The 17,827-nt window shown below is 65.2% G+C and carries 21 protein-coding genes; 8 read left to right on the plus strand and 13 right to left on the minus strand.

Annotated elements, in window-relative coordinates:
* Positions 1-13: 13 nt before the first annotated feature.
* From RAD10_RS30375 to RAD10_RS30420, 10 genes are all read right to left on the minus strand, one after another.
* Positions 14-424 (minus strand): DUF2000 family protein, encoded by a 411-nt coding sequence (locus RAD10_RS30375; RefSeq protein ID WP_461620379.1) that lies wholly within the window; start codon positions 422-424, stop codon positions 14-16.
* Positions 425-495: 71 nt separating this feature from the next.
* Complete coding sequence (locus RAD10_RS30380) at positions 496-885, minus strand: DUF4189 domain-containing protein (RefSeq protein WP_461620380.1); 390 nt, start codon at positions 883-885, stop codon at positions 496-498.
* A 198-nt stretch (positions 886-1,083) separates the two neighbouring features.
* Entirely contained in the window at positions 1,084-2,688 is a 1,605-nt protein-coding gene (locus RAD10_RS30385) for an NTP transferase domain-containing protein (protein WP_461620381.1), read from the minus strand.
* Positions 2,685-3,386, minus strand: coding sequence for an XdhC family protein (locus tag RAD10_RS30390; RefSeq protein WP_461620382.1), 702 nt, complete (start codon positions 3,384-3,386; stop codon positions 2,685-2,687). Before RAD10_RS30390 ends, RAD10_RS30385 begins: the two co-directional genes overlap by 4 nt.
* A 2-nt stretch (positions 3,387-3,388) precedes the next feature.
* Positions 3,389-3,712, minus strand: coding sequence for an XdhC family protein (locus RAD10_RS30395; RefSeq protein ID WP_007602422.1), 324 nt, complete (start codon positions 3,710-3,712; stop codon positions 3,389-3,391).
* A 10-nt stretch (positions 3,713-3,722) separates the two neighbouring features.
* On the minus strand, positions 3,723-4,925 hold the full coding sequence (locus RAD10_RS30400; RefSeq protein ID WP_461620383.1) for a vWA domain-containing protein: 1,203 nt from the start codon (positions 4,923-4,925) through the stop codon (positions 3,723-3,725).
* Positions 4,926-5,072: 147 nt separating this feature from the next.
* Complete coding sequence (locus RAD10_RS30405; protein ID WP_461620384.1) at positions 5,073-5,996, minus strand: AAA family ATPase; 924 nt, start codon at positions 5,994-5,996, stop codon at positions 5,073-5,075.
* A 62-nt stretch (positions 5,997-6,058) separates the two neighbouring features.
* On the minus strand, positions 6,059-6,865 hold the full coding sequence (locus tag RAD10_RS30410) for an FAD binding domain-containing protein (RefSeq protein ID WP_028142902.1): 807 nt from the start codon (positions 6,863-6,865) through the stop codon (positions 6,059-6,061).
* Positions 6,866-6,892: 27 nt separating this feature from the next.
* Positions 6,893-7,378 (minus strand): (2Fe-2S)-binding protein, encoded by a 486-nt coding sequence (locus RAD10_RS30415; protein WP_026201687.1) that lies wholly within the window; start codon positions 7,376-7,378, stop codon positions 6,893-6,895.
* A gap of 134 nt (positions 7,379-7,512) precedes the next feature.
* Entirely contained in the window at positions 7,513-7,959 is a 447-nt protein-coding gene (locus tag RAD10_RS30420) for an SRPBCC family protein (protein ID WP_461620385.1), read from the minus strand.
* A 171-nt stretch (positions 7,960-8,130) separates the two neighbouring features.
* Here RAD10_RS30420 and RAD10_RS30425 point away from each other — a divergent pair, with 171 nt between their 5' ends.
* The 3 genes from RAD10_RS30425 to RAD10_RS30435 all read left to right on the plus strand — a co-directional run bounded on the left by RAD10_RS30425 (position 8,131) and on the right by RAD10_RS30435 (position 10,799).
* Positions 8,131-9,486, plus strand: a complete 1,356-nt coding sequence (locus tag RAD10_RS30425; RefSeq protein WP_461620386.1) for a 3-carboxy-cis,cis-muconate cycloisomerase — start codon at positions 8,131-8,133, stop codon at positions 9,484-9,486.
* A gap of 28 nt (positions 9,487-9,514) precedes the next feature.
* Entirely contained in the window at positions 9,515-10,297 is a 783-nt protein-coding gene (pcaD, locus tag RAD10_RS30430; protein WP_461620387.1) for a 3-oxoadipate enol-lactonase, read from the plus strand.
* Positions 10,298-10,406: 109 nt separating this feature from the next.
* A complete protein-coding gene (locus tag RAD10_RS30435; RefSeq protein ID WP_028142897.1) occupies positions 10,407-10,799 on the plus strand; it encodes a carboxymuconolactone decarboxylase family protein in 393 nt (130 codons plus the stop codon).
* On the opposite strand, the gene RAD10_RS30440 is transcribed toward RAD10_RS30435, so the two are convergent.
* Positions 10,761-11,297, minus strand: a complete 537-nt coding sequence (locus tag RAD10_RS30440; RefSeq protein WP_026201688.1) for a hypothetical protein — start codon at positions 11,295-11,297, stop codon at positions 10,761-10,763. The genes RAD10_RS30435 and RAD10_RS30440 overlap by 39 nt on opposite strands.
* 297 nt (positions 11,298-11,594) lie before the next feature.
* Positions 11,595-11,774: a hypothetical protein gene (locus tag RAD10_RS30445; protein WP_461620388.1), complete on the minus strand. Its 180-nt coding sequence runs from the start codon at positions 11,772-11,774 to the stop codon at positions 11,595-11,597.
* A 275-nt stretch (positions 11,775-12,049) separates the two neighbouring features.
* Here RAD10_RS30445 and RAD10_RS30450 point away from each other — a divergent pair, with 275 nt between their 5' ends.
* The 5 genes from RAD10_RS30450 to RAD10_RS30470 all read left to right on the plus strand — a co-directional run bounded on the left by RAD10_RS30450 (position 12,050) and on the right by RAD10_RS30470 (position 17,149).
* Complete coding sequence (locus RAD10_RS30450; RefSeq protein ID WP_028142895.1) at positions 12,050-12,967, plus strand: ABC transporter permease subunit; 918 nt, start codon at positions 12,050-12,052, stop codon at positions 12,965-12,967.
* Positions 12,968-12,978: 11 nt separating this feature from the next.
* A complete protein-coding gene (livM, locus tag RAD10_RS30455; RefSeq protein WP_461620389.1) occupies positions 12,979-14,298 on the plus strand; it encodes a high-affinity branched-chain amino acid ABC transporter permease LivM in 1,320 nt (439 codons plus the stop codon).
* The gene (locus RAD10_RS30460) at positions 14,295-15,128 is read left to right on the plus strand and encodes an ABC transporter ATP-binding protein (protein ID WP_461620390.1); all 834 of its coding nucleotides are present in this window, start codon (positions 14,295-14,297) and stop codon (positions 15,126-15,128) included. Before livM ends, RAD10_RS30460 begins: the two co-directional genes overlap by 4 nt.
* Positions 15,125-15,868, plus strand: coding sequence for an ABC transporter ATP-binding protein (locus RAD10_RS30465; protein ID WP_026201689.1), 744 nt, complete (start codon positions 15,125-15,127; stop codon positions 15,866-15,868). The genes RAD10_RS30460 and RAD10_RS30465 overlap by 4 nt, the downstream gene beginning before the upstream one ends.
* Before the next feature lie 162 nt (positions 15,869-16,030).
* On the plus strand, positions 16,031-17,149 hold the full coding sequence (locus RAD10_RS30470) for a branched-chain amino acid ABC transporter substrate-binding protein (protein WP_461620391.1): 1,119 nt from the start codon (positions 16,031-16,033) through the stop codon (positions 17,147-17,149).
* Positions 17,150-17,230: 81 nt separating this feature from the next.
* Here RAD10_RS30470 and RAD10_RS30475 read toward each other — a convergent pair whose 3' ends face one another.
* On the minus strand, positions 17,231-17,617 hold the full coding sequence (locus RAD10_RS30475) for a response regulator (RefSeq protein ID WP_461620392.1): 387 nt from the start codon (positions 17,615-17,617) through the stop codon (positions 17,231-17,233).
* Positions 17,618-17,827 lie beyond the last annotated feature (210 nt).

Below are 17,827 nucleotides of genomic sequence, written 5' to 3' on the forward strand. Positions count from 1 at the left end.
CGATGTCGGCGTGTCAGCTATGGAACTTCAGGCCGTCGACGATCTTGTCGATCACCTTGCGCTCGGCGCGCATGGCGATGCCAACGAGATTGAGATCGTTGCGCGCCACGGCCCTCACTGTCTCGCGGTTGGCAGCATCGTGCGTGGTGCTGAACATGTCCTCGGTATAGACCGCCGGCTTGACGTTGCGCGCGAGCGCACGGTCCAGCGCGCGCGATAGTGCCGGCCCGTCGGCGCCGTAGATCAGGATCGGCTGGCCAATCAGTGCGTGATAGTTCGTGCCTGAGGCGTCTTCATAGGCATCGCCAATGCATTCCGGAAAAGCCGCGGCAATGCCGCTGGTGAGGAAGGACGCAACGTTGAGCTTCTGCCAAGCCTGAAGATCGGTGCGGATCACGACCGCGATCTTGGTGTCGAACTGCATCTGTTCCTTCCACTATCATTCCTGAGTTGCGGGTGATGCTATGCATCGCCCCGGAATGACGGCAAGAGGAATCAACCCTTGGCGTCGCAGGCCCAGGCGCGGATCACGCATTCCTTGCCGCCGTATTTGTAGCATTCGCGCGTGGCGGCGTTGAGCGAGGCCGAGATCTTCGGCTTGATGGCATAGCCATACGCACCGCAGGGGTTGGCGAGATCGACCGACATCGCAGCGCAGGCGCGCTTCATCGTCACGGTCGTGCAATCGCCCTTGCACTGCTTCTGCGCCGCGGCACGCGCCTCGTGCTCGTGGCCGTAATCAAAGGCCTGGCCATAAGCGCCGCATTTGCCGACTGCAATCGCGCCGGCGGCATGGGCTTCGGTGATGTAGCGGGCGCCCGTGACGGCAACTGACAAGACAAAGCAAAACATCGCGCAACGGCGCGCGACGACGTTCGAAGCCATGGAAAATCCCCTCCCCCCAAGGCAGGTGGAGGCGACTCTAAGCGGCGGTTGTTTCCAGATGGTGAACGGGTGGTTGAAATCGAACCGAATAGGAGGTGCCGTAGGGTGGGCAAAGCGAAGCGTGCCCACGATTTGTAGATTGCGGGGGGAGACATCGTGGGCACGGCGCTATGCGCCTTTGCCCACCCTACGGCACCTTTATCCCCGCCTTGCCGCTTCCAAGGCCTGCGGCGTGTCGATATCGAGGAAGGCGCTCTCGCCATCGACCGGTACTTCGGCAACTGCCTCGGTGTGCTTGGCGATCAGATGCCGCGCGCCGACGTCGCCGTCGAGCGTCATCAACTCCCTGAAGAAGCGGCGCGACCACAGCACGGGATTGCCGCGGCGGCCCTCGCTCACGGGCACGACGATGAGATTGCCGCGGTCCGGCGCGAAGCCGTCGATGAGACGATCGATCAGGCCGGCATCGATCAGCGGCATGTCGCCCAGGCACACCACGGCGCCGTCGCACGTTTCGGGGACGGCAGCGATGCCGGCCTTGACCGAACTGGCGATCCCGCCGGCAAAATCCGGATTCCTGACGAACCGCACTTTCAGGCCCTGCAGCGCCTGCTCGACCAGCTCGGTCTGGTGGCCGGTGACCACTATCACCTCGGATGCTTTTGAGGCCAGCGCCTGTTCGGTCGCGATTCGCACCAGCTTCTTGCCGTCGAGTTCGGCGAGCAGCTTGTTTGGCCCTCCCATCCGGGTCGAACGGCCCGCAGCGAGCACGATGGCGGCGACCTGGCTGTTGCCTTCGGTCTCGGGCTGTGCGCGCGGCTGCGGCCGCGTCACGATCTCCATCAGGAGGCCCCCGACGCCCATGCCCATCAGCTCGGAGCGCGTCACCTTGATGCCGGCGAGGAGCCGCATCAAGACCCAGTCAAAACCGTTCTCGACCGGCGAGCGCGCACAGCCCGGTGCGCCCAGCACCGGAACGTCGCCGGCCCGCGCGATCAGCAAGAGATTGCCGGGATCGACCGGCATGCCGAAATGCTCGATCTCGCCGCCGATCCCCGTGACGGCCGCCGGGATCACATCGCGGCGATCGGCGATCGCGGAGGCCCCGAACACGATGACGAGCTCAGCACCGAGCCCGAGCAATTCCTTGATCGCCGCCGACAGCGCGGCTTCGTCGTGCTGGACGCGCCGCTCGGCGATGATGCTGGCACCGGCCGGTGCGAGCCGCTCCGCCGTGACGCGCAGCGTCTTGTCGATCACCTTGGATGACAGGCCCGGCAGCAGCGTCGAGACCACGCCGACGCGCTGGATCACGTAAGGTGCGATCTTCAGCACGTCCTTGCCGGCGGCCTTCACCGCGGCATCGCGCAAACTGCCTTCGACGCCGAACGGGATGATTTTGACGGTGCCGACCATTTCGCCCTCGACCACCGGCTTGTAGGCCGAGAGCGTCGCAAAGGTGATGGCTTCGTCGATGTTGTTGATGCGGTCGACCGCGGCGCGGTCGATCACCAACACACCTGGACGTGCGGCGAACAGATTGGCGCGGCCGGTGAAGGCGCGCTCGACATGAATGCCCTCACCGCCGATGGCCAGCGCGATGCCGGCGGCCGCAACGTCCTCGGAGACGTCGCCCGCCTCCATGCGCACCACGACGATGTCCTTGATGCCGGCGCGCGTGAGCTGCTCGACCTCGGCAGGCCCGATCGTCGTGCCCTTCTTCAGCACCAGCGGTCCCTGCCGCAGGGTGTGGACGGTCACCCCGCCGATTGCATCCTTGGGGCTCGCCGGGCCGAACTTCATGCCGCTTCTTCTTTTTCTTTGGGTGGCAGGCGGAGCACCGCGGTGATCTCCGCCATGATCGACACCGCGATCTCGGACGGGGAGACCGCGCCGATCGCGAGGCCAATGGGCGCGTGAATGCGCGCGATGTCGCTTTCCTTGGCGCCCTGCGCCCGCAGCCGGTCGCCGCGCTTGGCGTGCGTCTTCCGCGAGCCGAGCGCGCCGATATAGAAGCAGCCGCGCTCGAAGGCGTGCAGCAGCGCAGGGTCGTCGATCTTGGGGTCGTGGGTCACCGCGACGAAGGCGGTGTAGGCATCGACATTGAGCGGCGGCAGCGCGGTCTCCGGCCATTCGGCCACCAGCGGAACGTCGGGAAAGCGCTCGGGGCTGGCGAACGCCGTGCGCGGATCCACGACGGTCACGTCATAGCCGAGCGAGCGCGCCAGCGGCGCCAAGGCCTGGCTGATATGGACCGCGCCGACGATGACGAGTTTTGCTGTCGGTGCGTAGACGTTGAGGAACAGCTTCTTGCCGCCGGCCTCGACATTGGCGCTCTTGCCCATGCGGAGTTGCTTGTCGAGTTCGGCGCGCAAGGAATCTTTTGCAAAATCCTTCGCCTTCACCAGGCGCTGCTCGCCGCTCTCGGTGTCGGTCACCAGGATCACCGGCCGGCGCGCGGCGCGCTCGGCATTGAGTTCGTGCAGGATTGCGAGCTTCACGGCTAACCGACCTTCTCGACGAAGACGCGGATGGTGCCGCCGCAGGACAGCCCGACATTCCAGGCGGTCTCGTCGGCGACGCCGAACTCCAGCATCCTCGGCTTGCCGCTCTGGATCACGTCCATGGCCTCGGTGACCACGGCGCCCTCGACGCAGCCGCCGGAGACCGAACCCAGGAACGTGCCTTCGTCGTTGATGACGAGGCTAGAGCCCGCCGGGCGCGGCGCCGAGCCCCAGGTCTCCACCACGGTGGCGAGCGCGACGCCACGGCCGGCCTTCTGCCAGTCCTCCGCCGCCTTCAGAATATCCTCGTCGCGATCGAGCATGGGGTGCCTCTCAAGCTGCGGAGCGGATCAGGCTGCGGTGATGCGGCGGCAGCGGCCGGGAGAGCGTCGTGATCAGCTCCTGGATCGAACTCAAATTATGTACCGGGCGGAATTCGTCAACGTGCGGGAGCATCATTTTGATGCCCTGGGCCTTGGCCTCGAAGCCGCCGAACCGCAGCAGCGGGTTGAGCCAGATCAGGCGCCGGCACGAGCGGTGCAGCCGGTCCATCTCGAAGGCGAGCCTGGAATCCGCTTCCCGCTCCAGCCCGTCCGAGATCAGCAGCACGATGGCGCCCTGGCTCAGCACCCGCCGCGCCCACAATTTGTTGAAGTTGTGCAGCGAGGCCGAGATCCGCGTACCGCCAGCCCAGTCCTCGACCGAGGCCGAGCAGCTCGCCAGCGCCTCGTCCGGATCGCGCTGGCGCAGCGCACGGGTGACGTTGGTCAACCGGGTGCCGAACAGGAACACCGAGACGCGCTTACGCGCATCGCCGATGGCATGGAGGAAATGCAGGAACAGGCGGGTGTACTCGCTCATCGAGCCCGAGATATCGAGCAGCGCCACGATCGGCGCCGGCTTCTCGATCCGCCCGAGACGATGGATGTCGATGATGTCGCCGCCGGTGCGCAAGGAGGCGCGCAGCGTGCGGCGGAGGTCAAGGCGAAGCCCGCGCGCATCAGGCCGGTGCCGGCGCGTCAGAAGCTCGGCCTGCGGCAGATGCATCCGCTCGACCGCACGCAGCGCCTCGCTGATCTCGGCGGCGCTCATCTGCGCAAAATCCTTCTTCTGAAGAATCTCCCTGTCGGACACCGACAGGCGCAGATCCTGCTCCTGGTGCTGCGGCGTCTCGGTCATGCGCGGCTGCGACATCGCCTCCTGCACGCGGCGGGAGCCGGCCTGCGGCTTCTTCTTGGCCTCGTCCGGCAGCGGCACCGAATCCAGCATGTGCTTCCATTCTTCCGAGGCGCGGAAGAACAGGTTGAAGGCCTGCTTGAAGATCAGCGCGTGCTCATGACGCTTGACGAAGATCGCCTCCAGCGTGGTGAAGACATCGGCGCGGTTGCCGATGTCGATCACCTGGAGCGCGCTCATGGCGTCGATGACAGCGCCCGGCCCGACCGGCATGCCCGCAGAGCGCAGCGCGCGGGCGAAGCCGACGATGTTGTCGGCGAATTGCTCGGTCTGCTCGGGCGCTAGGTGGTTGATGGCCATGGTCTATCCTCGCTCCGTCATTCCGGGGCGTCGCGCAGCGACGAATCCGGAATCCAGAGATTGCAGCGCGAGATTCTCAGGTGCGCGACTGCGCACCGGAGTTGGCGCTGACGCGCGCCCCGGAATGACGAACTCAAGTGACGCGCGTCAATTCTCGCTCGTCGCTTCCTTCAGCACCTTCTGCAGGGTGTCGCCCTGCATCCGGGTAATGTCGTCCTGGTACTTGAGCAGCGCGCCCAGCGTATCGCCGACCACTTGCGGGGTCAGCGAGCGGGCATCTAACTCCGACAGCGCGGTGGCCCAGTCGATGGTCTCGGCGACGCCGGGCGATTTGTAGAAATCCTGGTTGCGCAGTGCCTGGACGAAGCGCACGACCTGCTGCGACAGCTTTGCGGAAATGCCCGGCACGCGCGACTTGACGATCGCGAGCTCGCGCTCGGCGGCGGGATAATCGACCCAGTGATAGAGACAGCGCCGCTTCAGCGCGTCGTGGATCTCGCGGGTCCGGTTGGAGGTGATGATGACGATCGGCGGGCTTGGCGCCTTGACGGTGCCGAACTCCGGGATCGTCACCTGGAAGTCGCTGAGGATTTCGAGCAGGTAGGCCTCGAACGCCTCGTCGGCGCGATCGAGTTCGTCGATCAGCAGAACCGGTGGTCCCGCAACGTCGGGCTCCAGCGCCTGGAGCAGCGGCCGCTTGATCATGTAACGGTCGGCGAAGATGTCGCTCGAGAGCTGGTCGCGATCGGTGTCGCCGGCGGCTTCCGCCATCCGGATCGCGATCATCTGCGCGGCGCTATTCCACTCATAGACCGCGGAGGAGACGTCGAGGCCTTCGTAGCACTGCAGGCGGATCAGCTTCCGCCCGAGCGCAGCGGACAGGACCTTGGCGATCTCGGTCTTGCCGACGCCGGCCTCGCCTTCCAGGAACAGCGGCCGGCCCATGCGCAGCGAGAGGTACGTCACCGTCGCCAGCGACCGCTCCGCGAGGTAGCCGCGCGACGTCAGGAGTTCGAGCATCGCATCGACCGATGCCGGCAAGGCCCCGGAAGTATTGGCCGCTGAAGTCATGAAAAAGCCAGTCTCGCTACGCCCTCACCGGGGACAAGTTTGGGCCGAGGCGTGAGGTCACCTCACTCCTTGGCGTTGGCGGCGTCGACGGCGCGCCGCGTCAGCACGCCGATGAGGTGCGCGCGGTATTCGGCGCTGCCGTGGATATCGCTGTTGAGGCCCTCGGCCGGCACCTCGATGCCGTCAAGCGCCTTCGCGGCGAAGCGCTTCTTGAGGGCTTCCTCGAACGCAGTGACGCGGAACACGCCTTCGGAGCCGGCGCCGGTGACGGCAACCCGCACGTCGGACGGACGCCGCGCGACGAACACGCCAACCAGCGCATAGCGCGAGGCCTGGTTGCGGAACTTGACGTAGGCCGCCTTCTTCGGCAGCGGGAACATCACCTTGGTGATGATCTCGTCGGCTTCCAGCGCGGTCGAGAACAGGCCCTGGAAATACTCTTCGGCCTTGAGGCGACGCTTGTTGGTGACGATGGTCGCGCCCAGCGCGAGCACGGCGGCCGGATAGTCCGCGGTCGGGTCGTTGTTGGCGAGCGAGCCGCCGATCGTGCCCTTGTGACGTACGGCGGGATCGCCGATTCCGCCGGCAAGATTCGCGAGCGCCGGGATCGCCTCTCCGACGATGGCGGACGTCGCGACCTCGGCGTGCTTGGCGGTGGCGCCGATCACCAGCGAACGGCCCTTCATCTCGATCGTATTGAGCCCCTCGATGTGGGAGAGGTCGACCAGATGCGGGGGGCTGGCGAGGCGCTGCTTCATGACGGGAATCAGCGTGTGGCCGCCGGCGATCACCTTGGCGTCTTCGTTCTTCACCAGGAGGTTGGCGGCCTGCCGCACGGTCCCGGGGCGATGATATTTGAATTCGTACATCTGAATGTCCTGATCGCGGGATGCGCGTTACGCGAGGTCGGATTTCGCCATCGCCTTGGCGCCGGCGGAGATCGAGGCGACAATGTTCTGGTAGCCGGTGCAGCGGCAGAGATTGCCTTCTAGTTCTTCCCGGATCGTATGATCGTCGAGCTCGTTGCCCTTGCGGTGCACGATGTCTATCGCGGTCATGATCATGCCCGGCGTGCAGAAGCCGCACTGCAGGCCGTGGTGCTCGCGGAAGGCCTCCTGCATCGGATGCAGCGGCGCGCCGTCTGCGGCCAGCCCCTCGATCGTCTTGACCTCGTGGCCGTCGGCCATCACTGCCAGCGTGGTGCAGGATTTCACGGCCTTGCCGTCGACATGCACGACACAGGCGCCGCACTGCGAGGTGTCGCAGCCGACATGGGTGCCGGTCAGGCGCAGATTCTCGCGCAAAAACTGCACCAGGAGGGTGCGGGGATCGACGTTGGCGGTGACTGGATTGCCGTTCACGATGAGGGAGATTTTTGCCATAAGCACTCTCTATCAGCGCCCCGACGGGTCCCGTCGAAGCGGTTCTTATAATTATTCCAACCCATCATATGGGCCATTATGCTCCGGGGCAACATCGCCCGGGACGCAAGGTGCCATGCCGAAGGCGATGACCTTCAGCCCTGTACCGCCTTGGCGAAGTTCGCGAAAAATTCGTCAGCGAGTTTCTTGGCGGCGCCGTTGATGAGGCGCTGGCCGAGCTGCGCCAACTTGCCGCCGATCTGCGCCTCGACATCGTAGGACAGCAGCGTGCCGCCGTCCTTCTCCGCCAGCTTGACCACCGCGCCACCCTTGGCGAAACCGGCGACCCCGCCCTCGCCCTCACCCGATATCTTATAGCCGTTCGGCGGGTCGAGATCGGAGAGCGTGACCTTGCCCTTGAAGCGTGCCGACACCGGGCCGACCTTCATTTTCGCCGTTGCGCGAAAGCCGCCGTCGTCGGTCTTCTCCAGCTCCTCGCAGCCGGGGATGCAGGCCTTCAGCACCTCGGGATCGTTGAGCTTGGCCCACACGGCCTCACGGGACGCCGCAAGCTGGACTTCGCCGTTCATCGTCATGGCCATGAGGTGCCTCCCGGATCGCGTAACTATTGTGCTGATCAAGTAACGCAGGGACGCGGCAAAGGAAAGGGCGGTGCCCGGTGGCGTGCAATGCATATTCGCAACTGCAAAAAGACGTGTGCGGGCGGTTGGGGATTGGCACAGCCGGGCCATGATGATTAGGTCGCGCGCAATATGAGCACTTCCCTCTCCCCCCTGCTCGCACCGATGCTGTCGAGCGCCGCCATGCGCGCGGTCTGCGATGACCGCTCGACCCTGCAGAACATGCTCGATTTCGAGGCAGCCCTGGCACGCGCGGAGGCCGCCACGGATGTGATTCCGGCCTTTGCGGTGGGCTCGATCGAGGCCGCGTGCAAGGCCGATTCCTTCGACATGGCGGCGCTGGCAGAGGCCGCGACGCGATCGGGCAATCTGGCGATTCCCCTGGTCAAGATGCTGACCGCCAATGTCGGCAGGGCCGACACCGAGGCCGCGCGCTACGTGCATTGGGGCGCAACGAGCCAGGATGTCATCGACACCGCGACCATGCTCACGCTTCGCGCCGGCCTCGATGCGCTGGACGCCGATCTCAGCCGCGCCATCAAGGGTTTTGCCGCGCTGGCACGCAGCCATCGCAACACTGCGATGGTGGCTCGGACCTGGCTGCAGCACGCGCTGCCGATGCCGTTCGGGCTCAAGGCGGCCGAATATGCCGCAGGCCTCGCCCGCGCCCGCTGCCGCCTGCGGCGGCTCTCCCGCGAGGGCCTCGCGCTGCAATTCGGCGGCGCCGCCGGCACACTGGCGGCCCTCGGCGACAAGGGGCTGGCAGTGGCCGAGCGGCTGGCGCAGGAGCTGAACCTGCCGCTACCGGAAGCGCCCTGGCACACCCATCGCGACCGCATCGCGGAGGCCGCTTCGGCTTTCGCTATTCTGGCTGGAACCTGCGGCAAGATCGCCCGCGACGTTTCGCTGATGATGCAGACCGACGTCGCGGAGGCCTTCGAGCCCGCCGGCGAAGGCCGCGGCGGCTCCTCGACGATGCCGCACAAGCGCAACCCGGTCGCCGCCGCAAGCGCGCTGGGCGCCGCCACAATGGCTCCGCAGCTTGCCGCGACGATATTTGCGGCCCAAGTGCAGGATCATGAGCGCAGCGCGGGCCCCTGGCACGCGGAATGGCCGACCTTGCCGCAATTGATGCTGGTCACATCGGGCGCGCTGGCCGCCATCGTCGACATCGCCGAGGGCCTCGACGTCGACGCTGCGCGCATGCGCAGCAATCTCGATGCGACGCACGGCCTGATCATGGCGGAAGCTGTCACCTTCGCGCTGGCCGACAAGATCGGCAAGAGCGATGCGCATCATCTCATCGAGACCGCCAGCAAGCGCGCGGTCGCCGAGAAGCAACATCTGCGCGAGGTGCTGACGGCCGATTCGCAGGTCACTGCGCATCTTTCGCCGGAAAAAATTGCGGCATTGTTCGAGCCGATGGCCTATCAAGGGGCTTCCCAAGCCTTGATCGACCGGCTGCTCGACAGCCTCGACCAAGAATAAGAACCGCAGAATACGACGGAGACGCCGCATGCCCATGATCGATGCCGACGGTTGCCTGCTCAACGTCTCCGTCGAGGGCCGCGACGGCGGGCCGACGCTGATGCTCTCCAACTCGCTCGGCTGCACGCTGCAGATGTGGGAGCCTCAGATGAAGGTGCTGACGCAGGTGTTCCGCGTCATCCGCTACGACCGCCGCGGCCACGGCAAGTCCAACGTTCCGCCCGGCCCCTACACGATGGAGCGGTTCGGCCGCGACGTGCTCGCAATCCTCGACGACCTCAACATCGAGAAGGTGCATTGGTGCGGCCTGTCGATGGGCGGCATGGTCGGGCAATGGCTCGGCGCCAACGCGCCGGAGCGCTTCGGCAAGCTCATTCTCGCCAACACCTCCTGCTACTATGCCGAGCCGACCAAATGGCTGGAGCGCATCGACGCCGTGAAGAAGGGCGGCATCGCGGCGGTCGCCGACGCCGTGATCGCGGGATGGCTGACGGCCGACTTCCGCGAGCGCGAGCCGGCGATCACCGCCAAGATGAAGTCGATGCTGCTGGCCTCGCCCGTGGAAGGCTACCTCGCCTGCTGCGAGGCGCTGTCGACGCTCGACCAGCGCGCGCTGCTGCCTGACATCAAGAGCCCAACGCTGGTAATCGCCGGCCGTCACGACATGGCGACGCCGATCTCGGCGGGCGAGTTGATCCGCTCGAATATTCCGGGCGCAAGCATGACCATCATCGACGCCGCGCATATTTCCAACGTCGAGCAGCCGCACGCGTTCACCGACGCGGTGGTGGGGTTTTTGACGCAGCGCTAACCACGGCCGTCATTGCGAGGAGCATAGCGACGAAGCAATCCAGACTGTCTCCGCAGACACATTTCTGGATTGCTTCGCTACGCTCGCAATGACGAAAGAGGAGGACACCATGGACGACCAGAAGCGCCGCGATGCCGGCATGAACGTGCGCCGAAAGGTGCTGGGCAATGCCTGGGTCGACAAGTCGATCGCGAACCGCAATGCGTTCAACACCGACTTCCAGGACATGATCACCCGCTACGCCTGGGGCGAAATCTGGACGCGGCCGCATTTCGACGAGCGCACGCGCCGCGTGCTGGTGATCGGCACCATGGTCGCACTCGGGCAATGGGACGAGTTTCGCCTGCATGTGCGTGCGGCGCTCGCGGAGGGGGGCTTCACCCCCGACGACATCAAGGAAATCCTGCTGCAGCAGGCGATCTATTGCGGCGTGCCGGCGGCGAACCACGCCGTCAAGGAAGCCTCAGCGATTGTGCAGGAGCTCGGCCTGCTCAAGACCTAGCGACGCAGGGATCTCGGCAGGGGTCTCGACGATCTGTGGAGCAGCATCGGGCCGCTCGATCAGGATCACGATGGCAGCACCGAGCAGCAGCAGCAGTTCGGTGGCGTGCAGCCGGAGTGCGGCCATCTCGCCGACCTTCGAAGCCATCACCATGCTGGCAAACGAGATCAGGCTGCCGATCGCCAGCGCGATCCCGAGCGCCTCGTCGCTGCCGCCGGACTTGCGGATTCGGGGGACGCAGAGCAGAGCGAGATAGATCGCAAAGAACGCCACTACGGTGAGCCGGCCCAGCGCAAGCAGCCAGGCCGCGCGCACCGTGCTCATCCCTGCCATCTGGAGATGGTCGCTGAGGAACAGCGCGACGGCGACGCTCGGCCGCTCGTAGAGGCCATGCACCGGTGCGACGATGATGTTGAAGGCGACGATGGTCCAGGCCGGAATGAAATAGGCCGCCAGCAGCGCCCCGTTGACTGAGCCGATCCGCCAATTCCTGAACATGCCGCTTCCCGCTTCATCGACCACGCGCCTTCGCTGGGAAGGCTTTGCCGGGAGCTAACTCGCATCGGACTGTGGCGGCAATTTAAACCCTTTGTTTACCTTAACTGCCCTGCCCCGTCATTCCGGGGCAATGCGCAGCATTGAGCTGGTGCGCAATTGCGCACCTGAGAATCTCGAGATTCCGGGCTTGGTGCCAACACGCCATCCCGGAATGACGCGGCAAGCAACTGCCCCAAAAAAAGAACCCCGCCTTGCGGCGGGGCCCTCCTCACTACCCTTCGTTCTCGGGCTCCCAAATTACTTGTCCTGCTGGCCGCCCTGCTGCTGGCCGGGGCGATCGCCCTGGCGCATCGGATCGTTCTGCTGCTGCTGTCCGGGTTTCTGACCGCCGCCCTGCTGCTGGCCCGGCTGCTGACCTGGGCGCTGGCCGGGGTTCTGACTCTGCTGACCCGGATTCTGATTCTGCTGCTTCGTCATTCGGGGAACTCCCTTGTTGGACGTCAGAGGCGAGATAACGGCCGGCATCCGCTTTGGTTGCCCGAGGAACCCGGTTCCTCGCAGTTGCGGAACCGCCGCCAAATGAGCTCTGTACAAGACCTTTTGCCGGAGCGTGAGCTGTTGCAGCCGCCAGTTCCCTCCTGTTACAAATCCGGAAGAATGCTTAGGGGCTGCCGGGGCCCAAGAAACGGCCCAAGAAACCCACTCTCCTAAGAGCTCCCTTTGAGCCCGCGTCAGGTTTGGTACGGCAGCCCATGGATTACTTCGCCCAGCAGCTCATCAACGGCCTCGTTCTGGGCTCGATCTACGGCCTGATCGCCATCGGCTACACGATGGTCTACGGCATCGTCGGCATGATCAACTTCGCCCATGGCGACGTCTTCATGATCGGCGGCTTCATCGCCCTGATCACCTTCCTGATCCTGATCTCGTTCGGACTGACCGCGATCCCGCTGATCCTGCTGGTCGTGCTGCTGGTCTCGATGGCGATCACCGCGCTCTATGGCTGGACCATCGAGCGCATCGCCTACCGGCCGCTTCGCCACTCCTTCCGCCTCGCCCCGATGCTGTCGGCAATCGGCATGTCCTTCGTGCTGACCAACTATTCGCAAGTCGCGCAAGGCGCGCGCGTCAAGCCGATCCCGCCCTTCATCACCGGTGGCTACACCCTGCATGAGAGCACAGACGGCTTCGTGATCCAGCTCTCCAACATCCAGATCATGGTGGTGATCACCACTATCGTGCTGCTGGCGATCTTCACCTGGCTGGTATCGCGCACCCGGCTCGGACGCGACATGCGCGCCTGCGAGCAGGACCAGACCATGGCGGCGCTGCTCGGCGTCGACGTCGACCGCACCATCTCCATGACCTTCGTGATCGGTGCCGCGCTCGCCGCGGTCGCGGGCCTGATGTATCTGCTCTATTACGGCCTCGTCGATTTCTTCATGGGCTTCGTCGCCGGCATCAAGGCGTTCACCGCTGCCGTGCTCGGCGGCATCGGCTCGCTGCCGGGGGCCATGCTCGGCGGTCTCGCGATCGGCCTGATCGAGACGTTCTGGTCGGCCTATTTCTCGGTCGAGTACAAGGACGTCGCAGCGTTCTCGATCCTGATCGTGGTGCTGATCTTCATGCCGACCGGCCTGCTCGGCCGTCCCGAAGTCGAAAAAGTCTGACGGTCGCGCGCGTGACAGCTCCCTCGACCAACACGGCCAAACCTGCAACTGGCATCCCCGCTCTCCTGAAGACGGCTTTCGTCAATGCGCTGATCGCGTTGGTGCTGTTCTCGCTGATGATCGGCATCCGCACCGAGGCGGGCTCCTCCGGCCAGCTCACCTATTGGACCCGCTTCGGCGATCTCGCGTCCATCGTCGCCGCCGTGTTCGGCGGCTCGATCGTGATCGAGCTGCTTCGGCAATGGATCGGCCCGACCGGCGCCGAGAAGCTGGTGCCGCCGGCGGTGCAGAGCGGCATATCGTTCATCGGCCGCTACCTCGCGCCGGCGCTCCTGATCTTCACGCTGCTGGTGCCGGTGATCTTCTATAACCAGCGCTACATCCTCGACCTCGCGATCCTGGTGCTCACCTATGTCATGCTGGGCTGGGGATTGAACGTCGTGGTCGGGCTCGCCGGCCTGCTCGATCTCGGCTATGTCGCCTTCTATGCGGTCGGCGCCTATTCCTACGGACTGCTCGCCACCAATTTCGGCTGGTCGTTCTGGATCTGCCTGCCGCTCGCCGGCATCCTCGCCGCCTTCTGGGGCGTGCTGCTCGGCTTCCCCGTGCTGCGCCTGCGCGGCGACTATCTCGCCATCGTGACTCTCGCCTTCGGCGAGATCATCCGCTTGGTCATCATCAACTGGCAGGATCTCACCGGCGGCCCCAACGGCGTCTCCGGCATTCCCCGCCCCACCTTCTTCGGCATCCCGCTCGACAACAGCGACGACGGGCTCGCCGCCAGGCTCGGCATCGAATATTCGCCGACGCACCGCATCGTCTTCCTGTTCTACCTGATCCTGGCGCTGGCGCTGCTCACCAACTGGGCGACGATCCGCCTGCGCCGGCTGCCGATCGGGCGGGCCTGGGAAGCCTTGCGCGAGGACGAGGTCGCCTGCCGCGCGCTCGGCATCAACACCACGACCACCAAGCTCACGGCGTTCGCGACGGGTGCGATGTTCGGCGGCTTTGCCGGCGCGTTCTTCGCCACCCGGCAGGGCTTCATCAGCCCGGAATCCTTCACCTTCCAGGAATCAGCGCTGGTGCTCGCCATCGTCGTCCTCGGCGGCATGGGTTCGCAGCTCGGCGTCGCGCTGTCCGCGCTCGCCATGATCGGCGGCTTCGAGCTGTTCCGGAGCCTCGAGGGCTATCGCATGCTGGTGTTCGGCATGGCCATGGTGCTGATCATGATCTGGCGGCCGCGCGGCCTGATCGGCCATCGCGCACCGACCGTGTATCTGACCAAGGCGAAAGCGATCTCCTCCGACCTCGTCAAGGAAGGGCACGGATGAGCGGCGACAAGATTCTCAGCGTCGACCGGCTCGCCATGCGTTTCGGCGGCATCGTTGCCGTGCAGGACCTTTCTTTCGCCGCCGAGCGGAAGAAGATCACCGCACTGATCGGGCCGAACGGCGCCGGCAAGACCACCGTCTTCAACTGCATCACCGGGTTCTACAAACCGAGCGGCGGCGCCATTCGCCTCAGCCATGACAGCGGCAGGACGATCGCGCTGGAGCGGCTGAACGATTTCCGCATCGCCAAGCAAGCCAAGGTGGCCCGCACCTTCCAGAACATCCGGCTGTTTCCCGGCATGACCGCGCTGGAAAACCTGATGGTGGCGCAGCACAACGCACTGATGCGCGCCTCCGGCTTCACCTTCCTCGGCCTGATCGGCGCTCCCGGCTATCGCGACGCCGAAAAGCGCGCGATTGATCTCGCCACGGACTGGCTCAAGCGGGTCAATCTGCTCGACCGCGCCGACGATGCCGCAGGCAATTTCGCCTATGGCGACCAGCGCCGGCTCGAAATCGCGCGCGCAATGTGCACCGAGCCCGCGCTTCTGTGCCTGGACGAGCCCGCCGCCGGCCTCAATGCGCGCGAGAGCGCGGCCTTGAGCGAGCTCCTGCTCTCGATCCGCGACGAGCTCGGCACCTCGATCCTCCTGATCGAGCATGACATGTCGGTGGTGATGGAGATCTCCGACCACATCGTGGTGATGGACCATGGCGTCAAGATCGCCGAAGGCACGCCGCGCGAGGTCCGCGACGATCCCAAGGTGATCGCCGCCTATCTCGGCGCCGACGAGGAAGAGGCGGCAGCCGTGATGGAGGGCGGGTCGTGACCGCGGCGCCCTCTCCTCTGCTCGCGATTCGGGGCTTGCGCGCCGCCTACGGCAAGATCGAGGCGCTGAAGGGCGTCGACGTCGAGATCAATGCCGGCGAGATCGTGGCGCTGATCGGCGCCAACGGCGCCGGCAAGTCGACGCTGATGATGACGATCTTCGGCAAGCCGCGCGCCCGCGCCGGCCAGATCCTGTATGAAGGCCGCGACATCACCGACGTCCCCACCCACGAGATCGCGCATTTGCGTATCGCGCAATCGCCGGAGGGCCGCCGCGTCTTCCCGCGCATGAGCGTGGCGGAAAACCTCCAGATGGGGGCGGATGCCACCGAATGCACGGAGGGCGAACGCGAGGCGACGCTGCAACGCGTCTTCACGCTGTTTCCGCGCCTGAAGGAACGCTACGCCCAGCGCGGCGGAACGCTGTCCGGCGGCGAGCAGCAGATGCTGGCGATCGGCCGCGCCTTGATGAGCCGTCCCCGCCTTCTCCTGCTCGACGAGCCCTCGCTTGGCCTTGCGCCGCTGATCGCGCGCCAGATCTTCGATGCGATCCGCACCCTGAACCGGCAGGACGGCCTGACCGTCCTGATCGTCGAGCAGAACGCCAACCACGCCCTCAAGCTCGCCCATCGCGGCTATGTCATGGTCAATGGCCTGATCACGCTGGCCGGTACCGGCGCCGAATTGTTGCAGCGCCCCGAGATTCGCGCTGCCTACCTGGAAGGCGGCCGGCACGGCTGACCGGCCGGCAAGCCCGACCCGCGTGCGGCCCCATGTGGCGAGATATCTCTGCCGATGCCCGTATTTTGCCGGTGACTTCTCGGTAAATTCATTCGAGAATGGCGCCGGTTTGGACCGGGCACGCCCGGCAACTTCCACAGGCGACCACCCGCGAGGTATCTCATGAAGTCACTGAAGCTCATCGGTCTGGCATTCGGCGCGTCGATCGCGCTGTCGAGCGCGGCGTTCGCGCAGGATGTCACCGTCGCAGTCGCAGGCCCGATGACCGGCGGCGAGTCCGCCTTCGGCCGCCAGATGAAGAACGGCGCCGAAATGGCCGTGGCCGATATCAATGCCGCAGGCGGCGTCAACGGCAAGAAGCTCGCGCTTTCCGTCGAGGACGATGCCTGCGACCCGAAGCAGGCGCGCTCGATTGCCGAAAAGATCGCCGGCGCGAAAATCCCGTTCGTGGCCGGGCACTATTGCTCGTCATCGTCGATCCCGGCTTCGGAAGCCTACGCCGACGGCAACGTGCTGCAGATCACGCCGGCCTCGACCAACCCGCTGTTCACCGAGCGCAAGCTCTGGAACGTGGCGCGCGTCTGCGGCCGTGACGATCAGCAGGGCCTGATCGCGGCGCAGTACATCGCCAAGAACTACAAGGGCAAGAACATCGCGATCCTCAACGACAAGACCACCTACGGCAAGGGTCTTGCCGACGAGACCAAGAAGGCGCTCAACAAGGCCGGCGTCACCGAGAAGATGTACGAGTCCTACAACAAGGGCGACAAGGACTTCAACGCGATCGTCTCGCGCTTGAAGCGCGACAACATCGACCTCGTCTATGTCGGCGGGTACCATCAGGAGAGCGGCCTGATCCTGCGTCAGATGCGCGACCAGGGCCTCAAGACCGTGCTGATGGCCGGCGACGCGCTCGCCGACAAGGAGTACGCCTCCATCACCGGCCCGGCCGGCGAAGGCACGCTGTTCACCTTCGGCCCCGATCCGCGCAACAAGCCGACCGCGAAGAAGATCGTCGAGGCTTTCAAGGCCAAGAATATCGACCCGGAGGGCTACACCCTCTACACCTACGCGGCGATGCAGGTGTGGTCGCAGGCGGCCAAGAAGGCTGGCACCACCGACGCCAAGAAGGTCATGGAGGCGATGAAGGCCGGCAAGTGGGACACCGTGATCGGTCCGGTCGAGTATGACGCCAAGGGCGACATCAAGCAGATCGACTACGTCGTCTACAAATGGGACGCCAAGGGCAACTATGCCGAGATCAAGGGCAACGGCACCTAAGCCCGCTTGCCGCGCCCTCGGGCCGCTATACGATCGTCACCACGCCCCGGCTTGCCCGGGGCGTTTCTTTTCGCAGCGGGTTCAGACGGCTGCAGGCAGCTCGCCGCTGGCCGCGGCCTGGGCTTTCCGAAGCGCTTGCAGGAGATCGTTCGGCCGAAACGGTTTCTGCAGGCAGACCACGTTGGCCAGGTGGGACGACTGCTCCATGAAATCCAGCGCCGTCATTCCGGACACTGCAACGACGGGAAGCCCCGGCGCCTGCTCGCGCAGGGTCGCGATGACGTCGACACCGCTGACGTCGCCAAGGAAAATATCGACAATCGCCGCGTCAAAGGAGCCTTCCGCGAAGGTTTTCAGCCCGGCCGCACCGCTGTCGGCCTCGGCAACCTCGTAACGGTTGACCCGAAGCACGATCGCGACCATCGCGCGCACTTCCTTCTGGTCGTCGATGATGAGAATACGAGGCATGGGAACAACCCCCACGATTGATCCAAATCGTATGATTCAAGCCTGGAACCCGCCGCGGCGGCAGGGCATTATGACACCGCCCAGTAAAGCGCATCTTACCCATCCCTATTCCGCGCTCCCACCAAAATTAAGTAAGCTGTAACCTTCGGTTGAGTCGTCGCTGCAACAGTTCACGACACGCGCCCGGAACGGGCTACCGTGGGGGGCCGT

Source organism: Bradyrhizobium sp. 23AC (assembly GCF_054863025.1).

Excerpts from the sequence above, each read along its gene's own strand:
- RAD10_RS30400 (WP_461620383.1), bottom strand. The coding sequence starts at position 4,925 with ATGGCCATCAACCACCTAGCGCCCGAGCAGACCGAGCAATTCGCCGAC.
- pcaD (WP_461620387.1), top strand. The coding sequence starts at position 9,515 with ATGCCCATGATCGATGCCGACGGTTGCCTGCTCAACGTCTCCGTCGAG.
- RAD10_RS30405 (WP_461620384.1), bottom strand. The coding sequence starts at position 5,996 with ATGACTTCAGCGGCCAATACTTCCGGGGCCTTGCCGGCATCGGTCGAT.
- RAD10_RS30460 (WP_461620390.1), top strand. The coding sequence starts at position 14,295 with ATGAGCGGCGACAAGATTCTCAGCGTCGACCGGCTCGCCATGCGTTTC.
- RAD10_RS30470 (WP_461620391.1), top strand. The coding sequence starts at position 16,031 with ATGAAGTCACTGAAGCTCATCGGTCTGGCATTCGGCGCGTCGATCGCG.
- RAD10_RS30440 (WP_026201688.1), bottom strand. The coding sequence starts at position 11,297 with ATGTTCAGGAATTGGCGGATCGGCTCAGTCAACGGGGCGCTGCTGGCG.
- RAD10_RS30380 (WP_461620380.1), bottom strand. The coding sequence starts at position 885 with ATGGCTTCGAACGTCGTCGCGCGCCGTTGCGCGATGTTTTGCTTTGTC.
- RAD10_RS30450 (WP_028142895.1), top strand. The coding sequence starts at position 12,050 with ATGGATTACTTCGCCCAGCAGCTCATCAACGGCCTCGTTCTGGGCTCG.
- RAD10_RS30435 (WP_028142897.1), top strand. The coding sequence starts at position 10,407 with ATGGACGACCAGAAGCGCCGCGATGCCGGCATGAACGTGCGCCGAAAG.
- RAD10_RS30410 (WP_028142902.1), bottom strand. The coding sequence starts at position 6,865 with ATGTACGAATTCAAATATCATCGCCCCGGGACCGTGCGGCAGGCCGCC.
- RAD10_RS30425 (WP_461620386.1), top strand. The coding sequence starts at position 8,131 with ATGAGCACTTCCCTCTCCCCCCTGCTCGCACCGATGCTGTCGAGCGCC.
- RAD10_RS30385 (WP_461620381.1), bottom strand. The coding sequence starts at position 2,688 with ATGAAGTTCGGCCCGGCGAGCCCCAAGGATGCAATCGGCGGGGTGACC.
- RAD10_RS30375 (WP_461620379.1), bottom strand. The coding sequence starts at position 424 with ATGCAGTTCGACACCAAGATCGCGGTCGTGATCCGCACCGATCTTCAG.
- RAD10_RS30415 (WP_026201687.1), bottom strand. The coding sequence starts at position 7,378 with ATGGCAAAAATCTCCCTCATCGTGAACGGCAATCCAGTCACCGCCAAC.
- RAD10_RS30420 (WP_461620385.1), bottom strand. The coding sequence starts at position 7,959 with ATGGCCATGACGATGAACGGCGAAGTCCAGCTTGCGGCGTCCCGTGAG.
- RAD10_RS30475 (WP_461620392.1), bottom strand. The coding sequence starts at position 17,617 with ATGCCTCGTATTCTCATCATCGACGACCAGAAGGAAGTGCGCGCGATG.
- RAD10_RS30395 (WP_007602422.1), bottom strand. The coding sequence starts at position 3,712 with ATGCTCGATCGCGACGAGGATATTCTGAAGGCGGCGGAGGACTGGCAG.
- RAD10_RS30445 (WP_461620388.1), bottom strand. The coding sequence starts at position 11,774 with ATGACGAAGCAGCAGAATCAGAATCCGGGTCAGCAGAGTCAGAACCCC.